At 65.5% G+C, this 14,739-nt stretch carries 15 protein-coding genes; 5 read left to right on the forward strand and 10 right to left on the reverse strand.

What is annotated here, in order from left to right; genetic code table 11:
• Positions 1-6: 6 nt before the first annotated feature.
• The 5 genes from AB0M74_RS29925 to AB0M74_RS29945 form a co-directional block, all read right to left on the reverse strand.
• Complete coding sequence (locus AB0M74_RS29925) at positions 7-1,494, reverse strand: mannitol dehydrogenase family protein (protein WP_366529644.1); 1,488 nt, start codon at positions 1,492-1,494, stop codon at positions 7-9.
• Between the two features lie 137 nt (positions 1,495-1,631).
• Positions 1,632-3,056: a WGR domain-containing protein gene (locus AB0M74_RS29930; protein WP_366529645.1), complete on the reverse strand. Its 1,425-nt coding sequence runs from the start codon at positions 3,054-3,056 to the stop codon at positions 1,632-1,634.
• Between the two features lie 25 nt (positions 3,057-3,081).
• Positions 3,082-3,411, reverse strand: coding sequence for a hypothetical protein (locus AB0M74_RS29935; protein WP_366529646.1), 330 nt, complete (start codon positions 3,409-3,411; stop codon positions 3,082-3,084).
• A gap of 36 nt (positions 3,412-3,447) precedes the next feature.
• Positions 3,448-4,668 (reverse strand): Ig-like domain-containing protein, encoded by a 1,221-nt coding sequence (locus tag AB0M74_RS29940; RefSeq protein WP_366529647.1) that lies wholly within the window; start codon positions 4,666-4,668, stop codon positions 3,448-3,450.
• A 117-nt stretch (positions 4,669-4,785) separates the two neighbouring features.
• The gene (locus AB0M74_RS29945) at positions 4,786-6,417 is read right to left on the reverse strand and encodes an LCP family protein (RefSeq protein ID WP_366529648.1); all 1,632 of its coding nucleotides are present in this window, start codon (positions 6,415-6,417) and stop codon (positions 4,786-4,788) included.
• A 304-nt stretch (positions 6,418-6,721) separates the two neighbouring features.
• On the opposite strand from AB0M74_RS29945, the gene AB0M74_RS29950 reads away from it, so the two are divergent.
• Positions 6,722-6,883, forward strand: coding sequence for a hypothetical protein (locus AB0M74_RS29950; protein ID WP_366529649.1), 162 nt, complete (start codon positions 6,722-6,724; stop codon positions 6,881-6,883).
• A 25-nt stretch (positions 6,884-6,908) separates the two neighbouring features.
• On the opposite strand, the gene AB0M74_RS29955 is transcribed toward AB0M74_RS29950, so the two are convergent.
• The 3 genes from AB0M74_RS29955 to AB0M74_RS29965 form a co-directional block, all read right to left on the reverse strand.
• Positions 6,909-7,457, reverse strand: coding sequence for a YceI family protein (locus AB0M74_RS29955; RefSeq protein WP_366529650.1), 549 nt, complete (start codon positions 7,455-7,457; stop codon positions 6,909-6,911).
• Between the two features lie 93 nt (positions 7,458-7,550).
• Positions 7,551-8,162 carry an FMN reductase gene (locus AB0M74_RS29960; RefSeq protein ID WP_366529651.1) on the reverse strand — a complete coding sequence of 204 codons (612 nt, stop codon included), beginning with the start codon at positions 8,160-8,162 and terminating at the stop codon, positions 7,551-7,553.
• Positions 8,159-9,253 carry an LLM class flavin-dependent oxidoreductase gene (locus AB0M74_RS29965; protein WP_366529652.1) on the reverse strand — a complete coding sequence of 365 codons (1,095 nt, stop codon included), beginning with the start codon at positions 9,251-9,253 and terminating at the stop codon, positions 8,159-8,161. The genes AB0M74_RS29960 and AB0M74_RS29965 overlap by 4 nt, the downstream gene beginning before the upstream one ends.
• A 171-nt stretch (positions 9,254-9,424) precedes the next feature.
• Between AB0M74_RS29965 and AB0M74_RS29970 the strand changes: the two genes are divergently transcribed.
• On the forward strand, positions 9,425-9,661 hold the full coding sequence (locus tag AB0M74_RS29970; RefSeq protein ID WP_366529653.1) for a hypothetical protein: 237 nt from the start codon (positions 9,425-9,427) through the stop codon (positions 9,659-9,661).
• Positions 9,662-9,724: 63 nt separating this feature from the next.
• Here the strand turns inward: AB0M74_RS29970 and AB0M74_RS29975 are convergent, their stop codons facing one another.
• Positions 9,725-10,141, reverse strand: coding sequence for a nuclear transport factor 2 family protein (locus tag AB0M74_RS29975; protein WP_366529654.1), 417 nt, complete (start codon positions 10,139-10,141; stop codon positions 9,725-9,727).
• 410 nt (positions 10,142-10,551) lie between these two features.
• Here AB0M74_RS29975 and AB0M74_RS29980 point away from each other — a divergent pair, with 410 nt between their 5' ends.
• Positions 10,552-11,010: an SRPBCC family protein gene (locus tag AB0M74_RS29980; RefSeq protein WP_366529655.1), complete on the forward strand. Its 459-nt coding sequence runs from the start codon at positions 10,552-10,554 to the stop codon at positions 11,008-11,010.
• 144 nt (positions 11,011-11,154) lie between these two features.
• Positions 11,155-12,291 carry a serine hydrolase domain-containing protein gene (locus AB0M74_RS29985; protein WP_366529656.1) on the forward strand — a complete coding sequence of 379 codons (1,137 nt, stop codon included), beginning with the start codon at positions 11,155-11,157 and terminating at the stop codon, positions 12,289-12,291.
• An 8-nt stretch (positions 12,292-12,299) separates the two neighbouring features.
• Here the strand turns inward: AB0M74_RS29985 and AB0M74_RS29990 are convergent, their stop codons facing one another.
• Entirely contained in the window at positions 12,300-13,010 is a 711-nt protein-coding gene (locus AB0M74_RS29990) for a TetR/AcrR family transcriptional regulator C-terminal domain-containing protein (RefSeq protein ID WP_366529657.1), read from the reverse strand.
• Positions 13,011-13,063: 53 nt separating this feature from the next.
• Here AB0M74_RS29990 and AB0M74_RS29995 point away from each other — a divergent pair, with 53 nt between their 5' ends.
• Complete coding sequence (locus AB0M74_RS29995) at positions 13,064-14,521, forward strand: MFS transporter (RefSeq protein ID WP_366529658.1); 1,458 nt, start codon at positions 13,064-13,066, stop codon at positions 14,519-14,521.
• Positions 14,522-14,739 lie beyond the last annotated feature (218 nt).

The raw sequence follows: 14,739 nt of genomic DNA on the forward strand, positions 1-14,739 counted from the left end.
TGCTTGTCACCGGGTCCGCTGATCGCGCAGCAGGTCGACGATGGTGGCGCGCGCGCCTCGGGTGTGCAGGCTTGCCAATGCCGCGCAGTAGGCGACGACGAAGCGGGGCTCGTCGATCAGGTTGCCGAATACCGATCGGTCGGAGAGGAATACGGTCGGGTCGTCGCGTTGGCGGCGGGCAAGCGCCATCAGACGATCGCGCAGCGGATCCACGACGTCGATCGGCGCACCGGCCTCGTCGACCCCTTCGCAGTAGCGCGCCCACCCCGCTACTATCGTTGCGGAGCAAGCTATTTCGCCGTCGGTAGCCAACTGGCTGCGCAGCACCGGCAGCAGCCACTTCGGTATCCGGTCGGACGACTCCGCGCACAGCCGGGCCACGGTGTCGCCGATCGCCGCGTTGGCGAACCGTTCGAGGAGTGTGTCTCGGTAGGTGTGGAGGTCGATACCGGGGACGGGAAGCAACGTCGGTCGGGCTTCCTCGTTCATATATCTGAGCAGGAACCGGCGGAACGCTTCGTCCTGAACCACCTCGTGCACCAGTCGGTATCCGGTCAGATACCCGAGGTAGCACAGCGCCTGATGGCTGGCATTCAACATCCGCAGCTTCATCAATTCGTAGGGCGCGACGTCTTCGACCAGCTGCACGCCGACGCTGCCGAAATCGGGGCGGCCCAGCGTGAACTCGTCTTCGAGCACCCACTGGATGAACGGCTCGGTCACCACCGGCCACCCGTCTTCGATGCCGAAGCGGGCGGTGAGCTCGGCCCTCATGGCGGCGGTTGTCGCCGGGGTGATCCGATCGACCATCGAGTTCGGAAACGCGCCCTCGCGGTCCAGCCAGTCCGCCAGTGCCGGATCACGCAGGCGAGCGAAGGTGGTGAAGCAGTTTCGAGCGATATGGCCGTTACCCTGGATGTTGTCGCACGACATGATCGTGAACGGTGCGGCGCCACCTGCCATGCGCCGCGACAGTGCCTCGGTGACAAGGCCGAACACCGTCGCAGGGACGGCTCCCGGCGCGAGATCGGCGCGGACGGCAGGATTCGCCGCATCGAACACACCGGTGGTCGCGGAGATGTTGTATCCACCCTCGGTGATGGTCAGTGAGACGATACGGGTGCCCGGATCGGCGAGTTTCTCGACGACCGCTTCGGGATTGTCGGGGGCGAAGAGATACTCCACAATCGAGCCGACGACCCGCGGCGTCCAGGCGCCGTCGGGTTCGGTGACGCACAGGGTGTACAGGCGGTCCTGCTCGGCCATCACCTCGCTCATCCGGCGATCCTTGGCGAGCACACCGACCCCGCAGATTCCCCATTCCCGGGCGGCACCCGATTCGAGGAGCAGGTCGAGATATCGCGCCTGGTGGGCTCGATGAAAGCCGCCGACACCGAAATGCACTATGCCGGTGTGTATTCCGGTGCGTTCATAGGTGGGGATCGATACCGGAGCGCCGAGACGGGCCAGCGTCTGCGTGTTGAGCTCGGTCATTCCTGAAACCGGTCCAGTGTCGCCTGCGTCACATTATGGATGATAGCGGCCGGTGCGTCACTCGGCTCGGACTGCGCAGCTCGCCCGGCGAGCCAGGTGTGGCGGGTGCATCCGGCACACCCGGCTCGCCACCGGTGTCAGCTCAATCGCCGGATATCGCCACGGACCCGGTAGAAACCGCCGCGTGCCGACTCGGCGACGGCATCGACGACGTAGCGGACGCCCGCCTCGCGAATATCGCGGGGGAACTGGACGTTCCACGCGCGTTGGTAACCGGGAGACACGACATGCACTCGCAGATTGCCGCCGTCCTCGACGCACTCGACGACGATGCCGGAACCCGCGTTCACGGCCACTTCGACGGTCCTGCTCGGAGTTACGGCAGAGATCTCCGGCGCTTTGATCGACAGCGTTTCGGGCAGGACGCCTTGCTCGGCATTGCGGATGGCAGTTTCGCTGACATCGAGGCAAGCCAGCGTTCCGTTCGTGGTGACCAGATACAGCTTGTCGTCGTGGTATTGCATCGAGTACGCCGAACCGCAGCCGGTAGCCAGTTTCCACAGGCGCTGACCGCTGGAATCGAAGCAGTAGACCGACGAGTGGTTGTCACCGGCGAAGACGTAGCGGCCGTCCGGCGAAGTGGCACAGGAGAATACGGCGGCATCGCACTGGTAGGAGCGCTCGGATCGGCTGTTCTTCGCCACCATCCGCACCTGGCGGGTGCTGGTGCCCGCGTACACCGCGTCGGCCTCCTGCCATCCGAACAGGACTGGGCCGCCGGTGCGGACATGCCACTGGTGGTTTCCGGTGGTGAGACCATATTTGGTGACGCCGTCGGAATGGCCGTGGTAGACGCCGTCCCGGTCGATACGCACCATCCAGCCCGAGTTCCCGGTGCTGTGTCGAGTCCAGAGCGACTCCTCCTCGTGGTCGATCACGGTGATGCCGCCGTTTCGATCGGAGACACCGAGGATGCCGTCGTGGATGTCGAGCCAGTAGATGTCGACATCGGCGGCGACGTCGTAAGCGGCGCGCGGCACCTTGCCCGAAAGGTCGTACACCCTGCCGTCGTCGCATCCGGCATAAATCCAGAAGTCGTCCGCCACAATGCATTTCACCGCATCGGGCAGGCGGAAGCGGCCGGTTACATCGCCGGCGGGTGTCAAGGTGAACACATCGCCGTGCTCGTTGCCGACCCAGCAGCGGTGCTCGTCGACGAAGATGCCGAACGCGGCCGCGCCCGAGTCGAAGGTCCACAGCACCGGCGCCGACTTCGCGGTGGAGCGCTGGCTGACGATCGCGCGCCGGGTGACCGGGCGCTTGGTCCGCGCACCCAGCACCGCGGGTGCGTAGCCTCGCCGGACCTTCGCGCCGACCTTCTTCGCGGCGGCGGCGGCAGCTTTCTCCGCGGTGGCAAAGGAACTCACCTGCGTCTGCCCCTGGTCGCCGATGCGTCCGTACCGAATGGTCACCTCGGTGCCCGCCACGGCGACCTCGTAGAACTTGTGTGCCGAACCGCCGTCTTCGGACAGTTCGAGATAGGTAGTGCCCCCGATGGTCATCGCATAGCCCCGCTTTTTCGTGAGATCAGAACATCTCGAAAGTTAGCAAGGGGCACCGACATTCCGGTGCGACCGCTGACGGCCGATTCCTCACCGGCGTCCGGCCCTGGGAAGCGGTGACGTTCCCGCCGTCCTGTGGGGTGAGGTGCGGCAGTGATCGAGCGGGCTTCGGTGTCGACGACGAGTGCCGCGAACGGGCCGCCCGCGCCCTCGGTGGGTTGCGTGCGGCGAGCTTGTGCACCAGCGACATTCGTTCCTCGTCGGTGCTCAGCGTGTCGGGCGTCGCGCGCAGCTCGTCGAAGACCCATTCCGGCATGGTTACCCCGTAGGAGTGCGGCATGGTCGAGATGTCCAAGTCAGTGCCCTTCGGTCGAAGCCGCGGCGGCCGAGCTCAGTGCAGTGCGCTGCCCTGCTGCCACTGGTCCCATGGGAGGCCCCAGTCGCCGTTCTGCCAGACCTCGAGCGGCGCACCGCCGGTATTGCGGACCTCGACGATGTCGCCGGGCACCGCGAAATCGAAGAACCACTGCGCGTTCGCAGGACTGAGGTTGAGGCAGCCGTGCGAAGTGTTCGTGTTGCCCTGGGCCCACACGCTGGACGCCAGTTCGTGCAGGTAGATGCCGTCGGTGCTGATTCGGGTCGCCCAGTTGATGGACTCTTTGTATCCCAGCCGTGAGTTGACCGGCAGCCCGAAGGTGGAGGAGTCCATGATCACCGGGTTGGCCTTGTCCATGACCGTGTACACGCCGGGCTGGGTCCAGAACGTGATCGTCTTGCCGCCGACGACCTCGCTGCCGCCCATACCCATCGAGGTGGGCAGGGTCCGGATCAGATTGCCGTTTTCGAAGACCTGGACCTGCTTGGTGTTGTCGTCGGCGATCGACACATGGGAGGGGCCGATGGTGAAGGAGGTTTTGCTGTCCTCCTGGCCGAACAGGCCCTTGCCCAGTTCGGCGCCGAAGATGTTCGCCGTGACGCTCACCTTGGTGCCCGGCGCGTAATACTGCTGTGGGCGCCAGTGCGCATTGCGGTTGTCGACCCAGTACCACGCGCCCTCGACGACGGGGGTGGTTGTCACCACCAGTCGTTTCTCCGCGGCGGCCCGGTCGGGGATGTCCTCGTCGAAGTGCGCGACGATCACGGTACCGACGCCGAAGGTGCCGCCGTCTTTCAACGGTGTGCCGCCGGTGGTGTTCAGATACACCTTGGTCTGGTTGTTCGGGGTCAGCGTGGAGAAGGTCGCCGTGGTCGGGCCGGTGCGGCCGGTGATCGAGAGCCCCTCGGCGGTCACCGTGTAGGTGCGGCCGTAGCCGAGCGGCTCGGCGGGCTTCCACGCGGTCTTGTCCGGGGTCAGGATCCCTTCGACAGCTTTGCCCTGCTCGTTCGTCATGGTCACCGAAGTCAATTGACCGTCGCCCGTGCTCACCCGAACCGGGCCGAGCGGGTCGACTTTGCTCGCGCCGTCCCCCGGGCTGATGGAGATCCCGGCGGGCACCTGCTCGGCGGATCCCGTCGCCTGTTGCGGCGCGGACGACGAACACGCGGCAACGACCAGAACCGTCACCAGTACAACACCCGCGGCAACACTCGATCGGAAGCGGCGACTCGACATGGATCTCCTATGTATCGCCGTGCATTCCCAGCGGCGCACCTCTAGTTACTGTCCCCATCCGTAGTTTACCGGCCGCTCAGGGCTGCCTTTGCCGTCGAGAACCGAGCTGACCGAGACTTAGTTCACACAGGGCACGGTGCTGCCGATCTGGGTCGCGACCGGCTTGCCGGAGTTGGGGACGGGTAGATCCGGTGTGGTGGTCGGCGCGGCCGAGGCAGTGGCCGAGGCCGGGGTCAGTTCGGAGGGGATCGTGAAATCACTGCCGATGACGACCGTGATGTGGTCGGTCGCGGTGGTCGGCGAGGCCGTCGCGGTCAGGCCGAGGGTTTCGGCGAGCTGGGTGGCATCGGCTTCGGCGCCGGGCCCGTAGGTGACGGTGGATGCGGAGCCATCGGCGTAGGTGCCGTTGCCGACCACGCCCGGCCGATAGCCGCGTGTGATGAGTGCGGTGGAGAGCTTGGCGGCCTGACCGGTCCGGCCGCTCGCATTGTGGACATCGACCGTGCTCGTCGGGACGCGGGCCGGGCTCGGCTGTGCCGCCTCGAAGCCGAAGGCGGCGCGCACTTGCTTCTTGATGGCGACCGGATCGACGATGTTGACCTCCTGGCCGTCGACCTCGTCGTAGCGCAGCACCGGCAGGGTGCGGAACTCGACCGACATCGAGCCCATGGACCCGAGGTCGCGGGCGAAATCGAGCAGGTCCCAACCGCTCGACAACACCACATCGCGATGGGCGAGGTCCATCAGCTCGGACAGTTTGCCGAGGTTGGTCAGGGCGCCGGTGTCCTTGAGCGACTTGGCGACCGAAGTGAGAAAAGCCTGCTGACGATGGGTGCGGTCGAGATCGCCGTTTTCCAGGCCGTGCCGCTGGCGGACGAAGGCGAGTGCGTCGGAGCCGCTCAAGTGCTGCGGGCCCGCGGGAAAGGTCGCGCCGGAGTAGTAGCTGTCGTCGACAGCGTGATTCAGACAGACATCGACACCGCCGAGCGCGGTCGCCAAGTCGTAGAAACCGGCGAGCGATATTTCGGCGAAGCGGTCGATCGGCACGCCGACGAGGTTGCGGACGGTCTGCACGATGGACGCCCGGCCCGCCTCACGGCCCTGCCGCTCCAGCATGACCTGGTCTTTTTCGCCATTGCTGATCAGTCTGGCCTGGGCCGCTGCCTTCTTCAGGCCGTAGGCCTCCTTGATTTTGGCGTGGTCGTAGCCGGGAATGCCCGACACCGCGACGTAGTCGTCGCGCGGGATGGAGAAGGCGACGATCTTTTTCATATCCGCCGGAATGTGCAGCAGGATCAACGAATTGGCATTGTATCCACCGTTTTCGCTGTCGCCCGCGTGCAGCTGGTCGAGGATTGCCTTCGGTAAGTCGTTGCCGTTCAGGTCTTTTCGAGTGTCCAGACCGATCAACAGGATATTCATGTCGCCACCCAGTGAATGCGGTGCATCGTCAGGGATGGCTTCGGTGCGGGTGAATCCGTGCTCGAAATCGGTCTTGGCAGACCAGGCGAATCCGGTGCCGGACAGAACAGCGAGTGCGGCGGCGCAGGCGACCGCTCGGGTCATGAGCTGCGCGGCGCGGCGACCACGTCGTGGGGGTTCGGCGGCTCGAGGAGCCCGTGGCGCGGGTTCGGCCGCCTGCCGCCGTCTCGGGAACTGCGCCGCACGCCGGTGCGACGCCTGCCGGTGGCGCGGCGGGCGCTGCGGCCAACGGCCGTCGACGCCGGGAACAGTGTCGTCATCCATCATCGCGGCAGCGTTTGTAGTCGGGTCATTCGTCGCCGCCTCAACTTTCGTTTCGACTCGTTCGACACTGCGCACGAGCCGGTGCTGACCATCCGCGGATGGCTGCCACACTCGGTCGATCCAGTGTCACCCGCCCCTGCGATCGTGGCAAGAATCGGACATGACATGCGGGACGGCTTGCGCGATGTGCACGCCCGCTGCCGAAATCATCGTCGAGCAAGACCGCGCCGAGTGTCGTCACCTGGTATTTCATGGCATTGCGGTGCCGCAAGTCATCGATGAGCCCCGCCTCCCGCAATATCGATGCGTGTTTGCTGTTGCGGGCGAAACACCGAGTCGGCGAGCGAGTTCGGTGGTGCTGGTGGTACGGCCTGCGGCGATCTCCTCGAGCGCGGCCGGTGTGGACGGCAGCAACGGAATCGGCGCCGAGCCCACGAGTGAGCTCGGCGCCGATCGGAAGCCGGTGTAGCGGCTTCGGGCTTCGCGAGGATTGATCAGCTCTGCAGGCCGACCTCGATCTCGAGGGTGAGGGTGATCTTGTCGCCGATCACGGCGCCGCCATCGGGCAGTGGCATGTCGATGGTGATGCCGAAGTCCCGGCGGTTGATCACGGTCTTGGCTTCGAAGCCGGCGACCGGGCCGTTGCCCATGCCCGGGTTGACGCCGAGGAACTCGACGTCCAGGGATACCGGCTTGGTGACGCCGCGGATGGAGAAGTTGCCGTCCACCACGAAGTCGTTGCCGTTGACACGGAATCCGGTCGAGGAGAACGTCGCGACGGGGAAGTCCGCGGCGTGGAAGAAGTCCGCGGTGCGCAGGTGGCTGTCGCGCTGTTCGTTGTCGGTGGTCACCGAGTCGACGCGAATCTCGGCATCGGCTTGTGCGGTGCCGTCCTCGTTGATGACCAGCTTGCCGGAGAAGTCGGCGAAGCGGCCGCGCACCTTGCTCACCATGAGGTGGCGAACCGAGAAACCGACGGTGGAGTGGGCGGGGTCGATCGCCCAGGTGCCCGCGGTCAGGGCGTTGGCGGTGTTGGTCGTCATGTTGTCTCCTAGTGTAGTTGATCTTTCAATTACTGGGATGTGAAAAGGTGTCCAGCGGTCGTGCTGGGGGGCGGTGCGCCGTTGCACCGGTGGTCAGCTCGCGGTGCCTCCGAGCAATCGCGCGAACGGCACCGGCTCGTCGTAGGGATCGGACGGGCGGTCGTGGTGAGTTGTGGCCAGTGCGTCAGCGAATTCCACTGCCGCTCGGTCGATTCGGGCGCTGAGGCCGTCTGCGTCCGCGGACGCCCAGTCTTCGGAGGCCGCGTACACCGAGGTCGGCACTACGACCGAGCGCAGATAGGTGAACATCGGCCGTACGGCGTGCTCGAGTGCGAGCGAGTGGCGGGAGGTGCCTCCGGTCGCCCCGATGAGCACCGGCATTCCGGTGAGCGAATCCGGCTCGAGCACATCGAAGAAGGTTTTGAACAGGCCGCTGTAGGAGGCATTGAAGATCGGTGTCACGGCGATGATGCCGTCCGCGTCCGCAACGGTGCCGATCGTCTCTCGGAGACCGGCAGCCGGGAACCCGGCCACCAGGTTCTTGGCCAAATCGAGGGCGTGGTCCCGTAATTCGATGACGTCGAAATGCGCGGCCCGACCGGACGCCGTCAGTGCCCGATCGGCCGCCGCGGCGAGACGATCGGCAAGCAGCCGCGTCGAGGACGGTTGTGCCAGCCCGGCCGAGATGACGGCGATCCGAGTCACTGCGTGACCTCCACTCCCGCGCGTCGGGCGGCGACGAGAGCGGCGTGGGTCGGTGCCGAGGGCACGCGCTCCTGGCGCAGCGCGTCGAACTCCTTGCGCAGCACGGGGACCACCTCTTCGCCGAGTAGATCCAGTTGTTCCAGCACCGTTTTCAACGGCAGACCCGCATGGTCCATCAGGAACAGCTGGCGCTGATAGTCGCCGAAAGAGTCGCGGAAGCTCAGCGTCTTGTCGATAACCTCCTGTGGGCTGCCCACGGTCAGCGGTGTCTGCTCGGTGAAGTCCTCCAGCGACGGGCCGTGGCCGTAGACCGGCGCATTGTCGAAGTATGGACGGAATTCGCGCACCGCGTCCTGGGAGTTCCTGCGCATGAACACCTGACCGCCGAGGCCGACGATTGCCTGGTCGGCGGAGCCGTGGCCGTAGTGCTCGTAGCGCCGCCGATACAGCTCGATCAGCCGCTGGAAGTGTCCCTTCGGCCAGAAGATGTTGTTGGCGAAGAACCCGTCGCCGTAATAGGCGGCCTGTTCGGCGATTTCGGGGCTGCGGATCGACCCGTGCCACACGAACGGCGGCACACCGTCGAGCGGGCGTGGCGTCGAGGTGAACGACTGTAGCGGCGTACGGAACTTGCCTTCCCAGTCCACCACGTCCTCACGCCACAGTCGGTGCAGCAGATGGTAGTTCTCGATGGCGAGAGGGATGCCGTCGCGAATGTCCTTGCCGAACCAGGGGTAGACCGGCCCGGTGTTACCGCGCCCGAGCATCAGGTCGACCCGGCCGTCGGCCAGGTGCTGCAGCATCGCGAAGTCCTCGGCGATCTTCACCGGATCGTTGGTGGTGATCAACGTCGTGGCGGTGGACAGTTGCAGCCGCTCGGTCTGTGCGGCGATATAACCGAGCATGGTGGTCGGCGACGACGGCACGAACGGCGGGTTGTGGTGCTCGCCGGTGGCGAACACGTCGAGGCCGACCTCTTCGGCCTTGCGTGCGATCGTCACCATCGCCTTGATGCGCTCGTGCTCGGTCGGCGTACGACCGGTGGTCGGATCGGTGGTCACGTCCCCGACCGTGAAGATTCCGAACTGCACGACACCTCCTCAATCCAAGTTGTACATCCAGTTGGTGGATGTGGCAACCAATGGAACATGAACAGCGTGCCCGCTATTCCGTCGAACGGGAACGTGGCTCACGTCACTGGAGACGTCCGCGGATAAGCAACTCTGGTTGACTGAATTGGATAGTCAACTAGGGTTGCTTGTATGGCTGCTGTCGATCCTCCCGGTACCCGGGGCCCTGCCGATGCGCTTGCGTCGGTTGCGGCCTTGCGTCGCTTGGCCGATCAGGTCGAAGACGCTGCCGTCGAACGCGCGATGCGGGAGGGTTGGAGCTGGCCGCAGGTTGCCGAGGCGCTCGGGGTCACCAGGCAGGCGGTACACAAGAAGCATGCCAAGCGGCTCATCGCCGCTGGAGTCGAGCTGCGCAGGCGCAACGCGTAGTCGTGGTCCGGGCGGGGCCGTGTGCGCTCGCGGTGGGATCGGCGAGCGGGCGCGTACCAGCGCCTATGCGCCGGCGGCTTCTCGCTCGATCTGCTCGGCGGCCTCGCGTTGGATCTGGTCGAACTGGGCGCCCATGGCCTCGGCGAGCGCATTGGCCGCCGACAGCGGGCGGACCATGACCATGAGGTCATCGATCTTGCCGTCGGCATCGAGGTGGATGAAATCGCAGCCGGTGAGCTGCTTGCCGTCGACCTTCGCCTCGAAGACCAAGGCGTGGTCGAGCCCGTTGATGTCGGCGATCTCGCGAACGTAGCGGAAATCTTCGAAGACTCGCATGACGCCGCGGATGATGGCGGCGGTGATGGCTCGGCCCGGGTACGGCTTGAATGCCACCGGGCTGTTGAAGACGACGTTGTCGGCCAGCAGTGCTTCGACGGCGGCCGCGTCGCCGGCTTCGACGGCATTCCGGAACGCGTGCATGCCCCACCTCTCGAGGTCGATTTGTGAGTATTCGACTCGAACGCTATCGGGCGCTACCTCCTCAGGCGACTGCAATCGATAACCTCGACGGGGGCGCGCGGCGCTGCACGCCTTCGCGGTCGATGTACCGAAACGGCCCGCGTTCCGCGACCAGCTGCTGGCGCCGGGCCGAGCTCCGAAAATGCCGACGCGATCCGGCCCTCGATCGCCGCGCGCCGGCAAGGGGAGTAGGCCGAGGTTGCGCGTTGCGGGCGACTTCGCCTCCGGTTGCTCGACAGCCGGAGCGAACAGGCGTACCGTGCCGAGGCCGAGTGGGCGGGGCCCTACCTCGGGCCGACTTCGAGCTGGCGCCATCGACCGCCGCGTCGCTGTCAGGTCTTGGTGCGCACGCTCGGTGATAGCGTTCGAATATGCACGATAGCGTGACAGTTCGGATGGCTGCGCCTGCCGAAGAGATCTGGGAATTGGTCAGCGACATCACCAATACCGGCCGGTTCAGCCCGGAAACATTCGGCGCCGAATGGCTCGGTGGCGCGACCGCACCCGCCGTCGGCGTCAAGTTCCGTGGCCACGTCAACCGCAATGGCTGGGGTCTGAAGTATTGGACGGTCTGCCGGATCGACGCCTGCGAGCCGGGCCGTGAGTTCACCTTTACGGTGCTCGGTCCCGGCGGGATGGCGGTCAACACCTGGAGCTACCGGTTCGAGACGGTCGATGGCGGCACCGACGTCACCGAGTCGTTCCGGCTCGCCGACATCCTCGGGCTGCGGCTGTACTGGCTGGTGGCCGGTCGGGCCCGCGGGAAGACCAATCGTGATGGCATGCGGAAAACGCTGAACCGTATCAAGGAGTTCGTCGAGCGGAAGTGAGACCGCATTGTCGGTGGTTGCAGTACGGCGTCGGTTCGAACCGAACGGGACCCGTCCGGGTATTGCCTCATGCAGTACTCGAACTCCAGCCACGAATGGTCACCGAGCAGCGGGATGGTCACTGGCCGAGCAGGATGGGGCCCGATGAGACGGTTGGCGATGACGGCGGTTTCGGCTGTGGTAGTGATGGTTTCGCCACTGGCACTGACATCGGCGTCGAGTGCCGACCCGGAATTCTCGGTGCGAGCGCAGGTGCTGCAGGTCGGTCTGGACGAGCTGGTGAAGGACACCTTGGTGCCCGGTGCGCAACTGGTGCTCACCGAGCACGGAACCGACACCCAGATCAACAGCGGTGTGGGAGATGTGGCGACCGGCGCGGCTTTTCCGGATAACGCTCAGGTACGGATAGCCAGCAACACCAAGACTTTCGTCGCGACGGTCGTGCTGCAATTGGTGGCTGAACATCGCGTGGAACTCGACGCTCCGCTGGAGCGGTATCTCCCGGGGCGGGTCTACGGGCCAGGTGGCGACGGCCGGGTGATCACCGTCCGGAATCTCTTGCAGCACACCAGTGGTATTCCCAACTATTTCCGCTACCTCGACCTCGATTCCGCAGACGCATTGCGGCGGTCTCGGCCGGCCGATGAGCTGATCCGGCTCGCTCTCGACCATCCGTCCGATTTCACCCCCGGCTCGGCCTTCGGCTACTCCAACACCAACTACCTGTTGGCAGGGGAGTTGATCGAGCAGGTCACGGGGGCTCCGGTCGGTGTCGAGGTCACCCGCAGAATCCTGGTGCCGTTGGGGCTGACCAGTACTTACTGGCCATTGTTCCCGGTGGAGAACGTGATTCGGCAACCGCATCCGCGCGGGTATCACAATTTCAGCGGCACCCGCGTCGACATCACCGACATCGACCCGAACTGGGGCCTTTCCGACGGCGCGCTGGTGTCCACCGGTGCGGACCTGAACCGATTCTTCATGGCCTTGGTATCCGGGCGGCTGCTGCCACCCGAAGTGCAGGCCGAGATGACGCGCACCATCCGCACCAACCATCCGGCCCGGCCCCCCGAGGTGGGTCTCGGCCTGTTCCGTCGCATCAACAGCTGTGGCATGGAAACCTGGAGCCACGGTGGCGCGATGAACGGCTTCCTCGTCTTCGGCGCAGCGACCACTAACCGGGCGGTGACCATCAGCACGAACGAGCTCACCGTCTTCCTGGGCATGGGCGTATTCCTAGGGGCTATGAACGCCCTGGTCGATGCCGCCCTCTGCGGGTAGCGGCGGTATCAGGACTTCGGCGCCGCGCGCAGCCGCGCTTCGAGGCCGTCCATGACGCACAGCAAGCCGAAGTCGAAGGCCATGGCGCGGGCGACATCCGGGTCGGTCGGCACGGTCGTGCGGTAATCCGCCATCATCTCGGGGTAGTCGTGGCCGATCTGCTCCATCAACTCCATCATGTTCGCTGTGTTCAGGTCGCCGTCGAATGCCTTGTCCGTCGCGATCGCCGGAATGACTTGGCCGAGAACGTAACTCATCACTGTGCTGGTGGCGAGGTGGACGTCCACGCCAGCGAAGCCCGCACGGAGGAAAGTGCGGCGCAGCCGGTCGCCGAGGCGGAGCGAATTCGGGCCGATGCTCGGCATCTGGACTGCCATGGACGCCACCCACGGGTGGGCGAGCATGGTGACGCGCAAGCTGTAGGCGAAGGTCGTCACCACTTCGCGCCACGACGAGGCCTCGTCGGGTTCCGGAGTGTCCACCAGGCCCCAGATTTCGTCGAGGGCCAGCTCCAGTAGTTCGTCCTTGTTCGCGACATGCCAGTAGAGGCTGGTCGCGCCCGCGCCGAGTTTGGCGCCGAGCTTGCGCATGCTCAGCGCCTCTCGCCCCTCGGCGTCCAAGAGTTCGACTGCGGCAGCAACGATTTGGTCGCGACGCAGGCCTGCCGTTTTGGGTTGGCGAGGTTCGCGGGTCCACACCGAGGTGAACTGCTTGGTCATTGGGCCAGCATAATTCGCTCGCACACTGTTCGATTCTATCGTACGGTGTGCGAGTGGAATCGAACGTTGTACGAGACCCCCGCCGTTGGTGGATTCTCGGGGTCCTCTGTCTGTCCTTGCTGGTGTTGATGATCGACGGCACCGTGCTCAATATCGCTATCCCGTCGCTCATTCGCGAGCTCGGCGCCTCGCCGTCGGATGTGCAGTGGATTCTGGACGCCTACGTCCTAGTGTTCGCCGGTTTGCTGCTCACCGCGGGCAGCCTGTCGGACCGATTCGGTAGGCGTCGAATGCTGATCGTCGGCCTTGCGGTGTTCGGCGCGGCATCCCTGTTCGCCGTGCTGGCCACCCAACCGTGGCAGGTCGTCGCCGCACGGGCGGCCATGGGCGTCGGTGGCTCGCTGCTGATGCCGTCGACGCTGTCGATCCTGATGACCACCTTCGCCGAAGACGAGCGGCGCAAGGCGATGGCCGCCTGGTCCACCGTCTCGATGGTGGGCATTGTGCTCGGGCCGACGCTGGGTGGCTTCCTGCTGCAACACTATTGGTGGGGCTCGGTGTTCCTACTCAATATTCCGGTCGCGGCGGCGGCCATCGTCGCCGCGATCGTGCTGATGCCCGAATCGACAGGAGAGCAGCGCCCGGTGGATCTGCTCGGCGTAGTGCTGTCGATCACCGCGCTCGGCTCGACGGTCTACGTGATCATCGAACGTGAGTGGAACATCGGGATGATCGTGCTGGCGATCGCGGCGTTCATCGCTTTCGCGGTTTGGGAGGGCCGATCCGCGCACCCGATGCTGCCGCTGGCGGTCTTCCGTAAGCGCGACTTCACCGGCACGGCACTCACACTGCTGCTCATGGTGTTCGGTATGGGCGCGATCATGCTGATGCTCACCCAGTACCTACAGTTCGTACTCGGCTACTCGCCGATGAAGGCCGGTCTCGCGCTGCTGCCGTACGCCGTGGCCGCCGCGGTGTGCAACGGTCTCGGCGCGACGCTGGGGCAAAAGCTCAGCAATAAGACGCTCATCGTGGCAGGGCTGCTCGTGATGGGCGTGGCCTTCGGCATCCTGGCCCTCGGCACCGGATACTTCGCGGTGCTGGGGAGCATGCTGGTGATGGGTATCGGCGGCGGCCTCGCCGGTCCGGCCGCCTACGCCGCCATCATGAGTGCGATCCCACTCGAGCATGCCGGCGTCGGCTCGGCGATGAACGACACCCTGCAGCAGGTCGGCATGGCGATCAGCATCGCGATTCTGGGCAGCGTTCTCGCAGGGGTGTTCACCTCGAACATGCCTGCGGATGCCCCGGACGCGGCACGCGAATCCATCGGCGCAGCTTTCCAACTCGGCTATGTCGAGCCGGCGAAGTCGGCCTTCACGACCGCTATGTCCACCGGAGCGTGGATCAGCGCGGGCTTCAGCATCGCCGCCGCGTTGCTCGGCCTGGTGCTGCTGCGGTCGCGCTCTGCCGAGTCGCCGAAGGAAACGGCGCAGGCTACCGTCGGGTAGGGCGGTGCCCGGCCGGTGCCGTTCGTCGAACGGTACTGGCCGACACCGCGAATCGATCCGCCGTCACCGGTTCTCTGGGGCGTAGCCGCTCGCATCTCGCGGGCGGCGTAGCCGCTCGCATCTCGCGGGCCGCTCGGCTATGCTCCCCTCTGCCTCCTCGTCGTGCGTGTCGGCACAGTCGATTGGGGAGTATCGCGAGTGCGGAACTGGTTCGAGCA

Source organism: Nocardia sp. NPDC051463, from assembly GCF_040681975.1.
Classification (GTDB): Bacteria; Actinomycetota; Actinomycetes; order Mycobacteriales; family Mycobacteriaceae; genus Nocardia.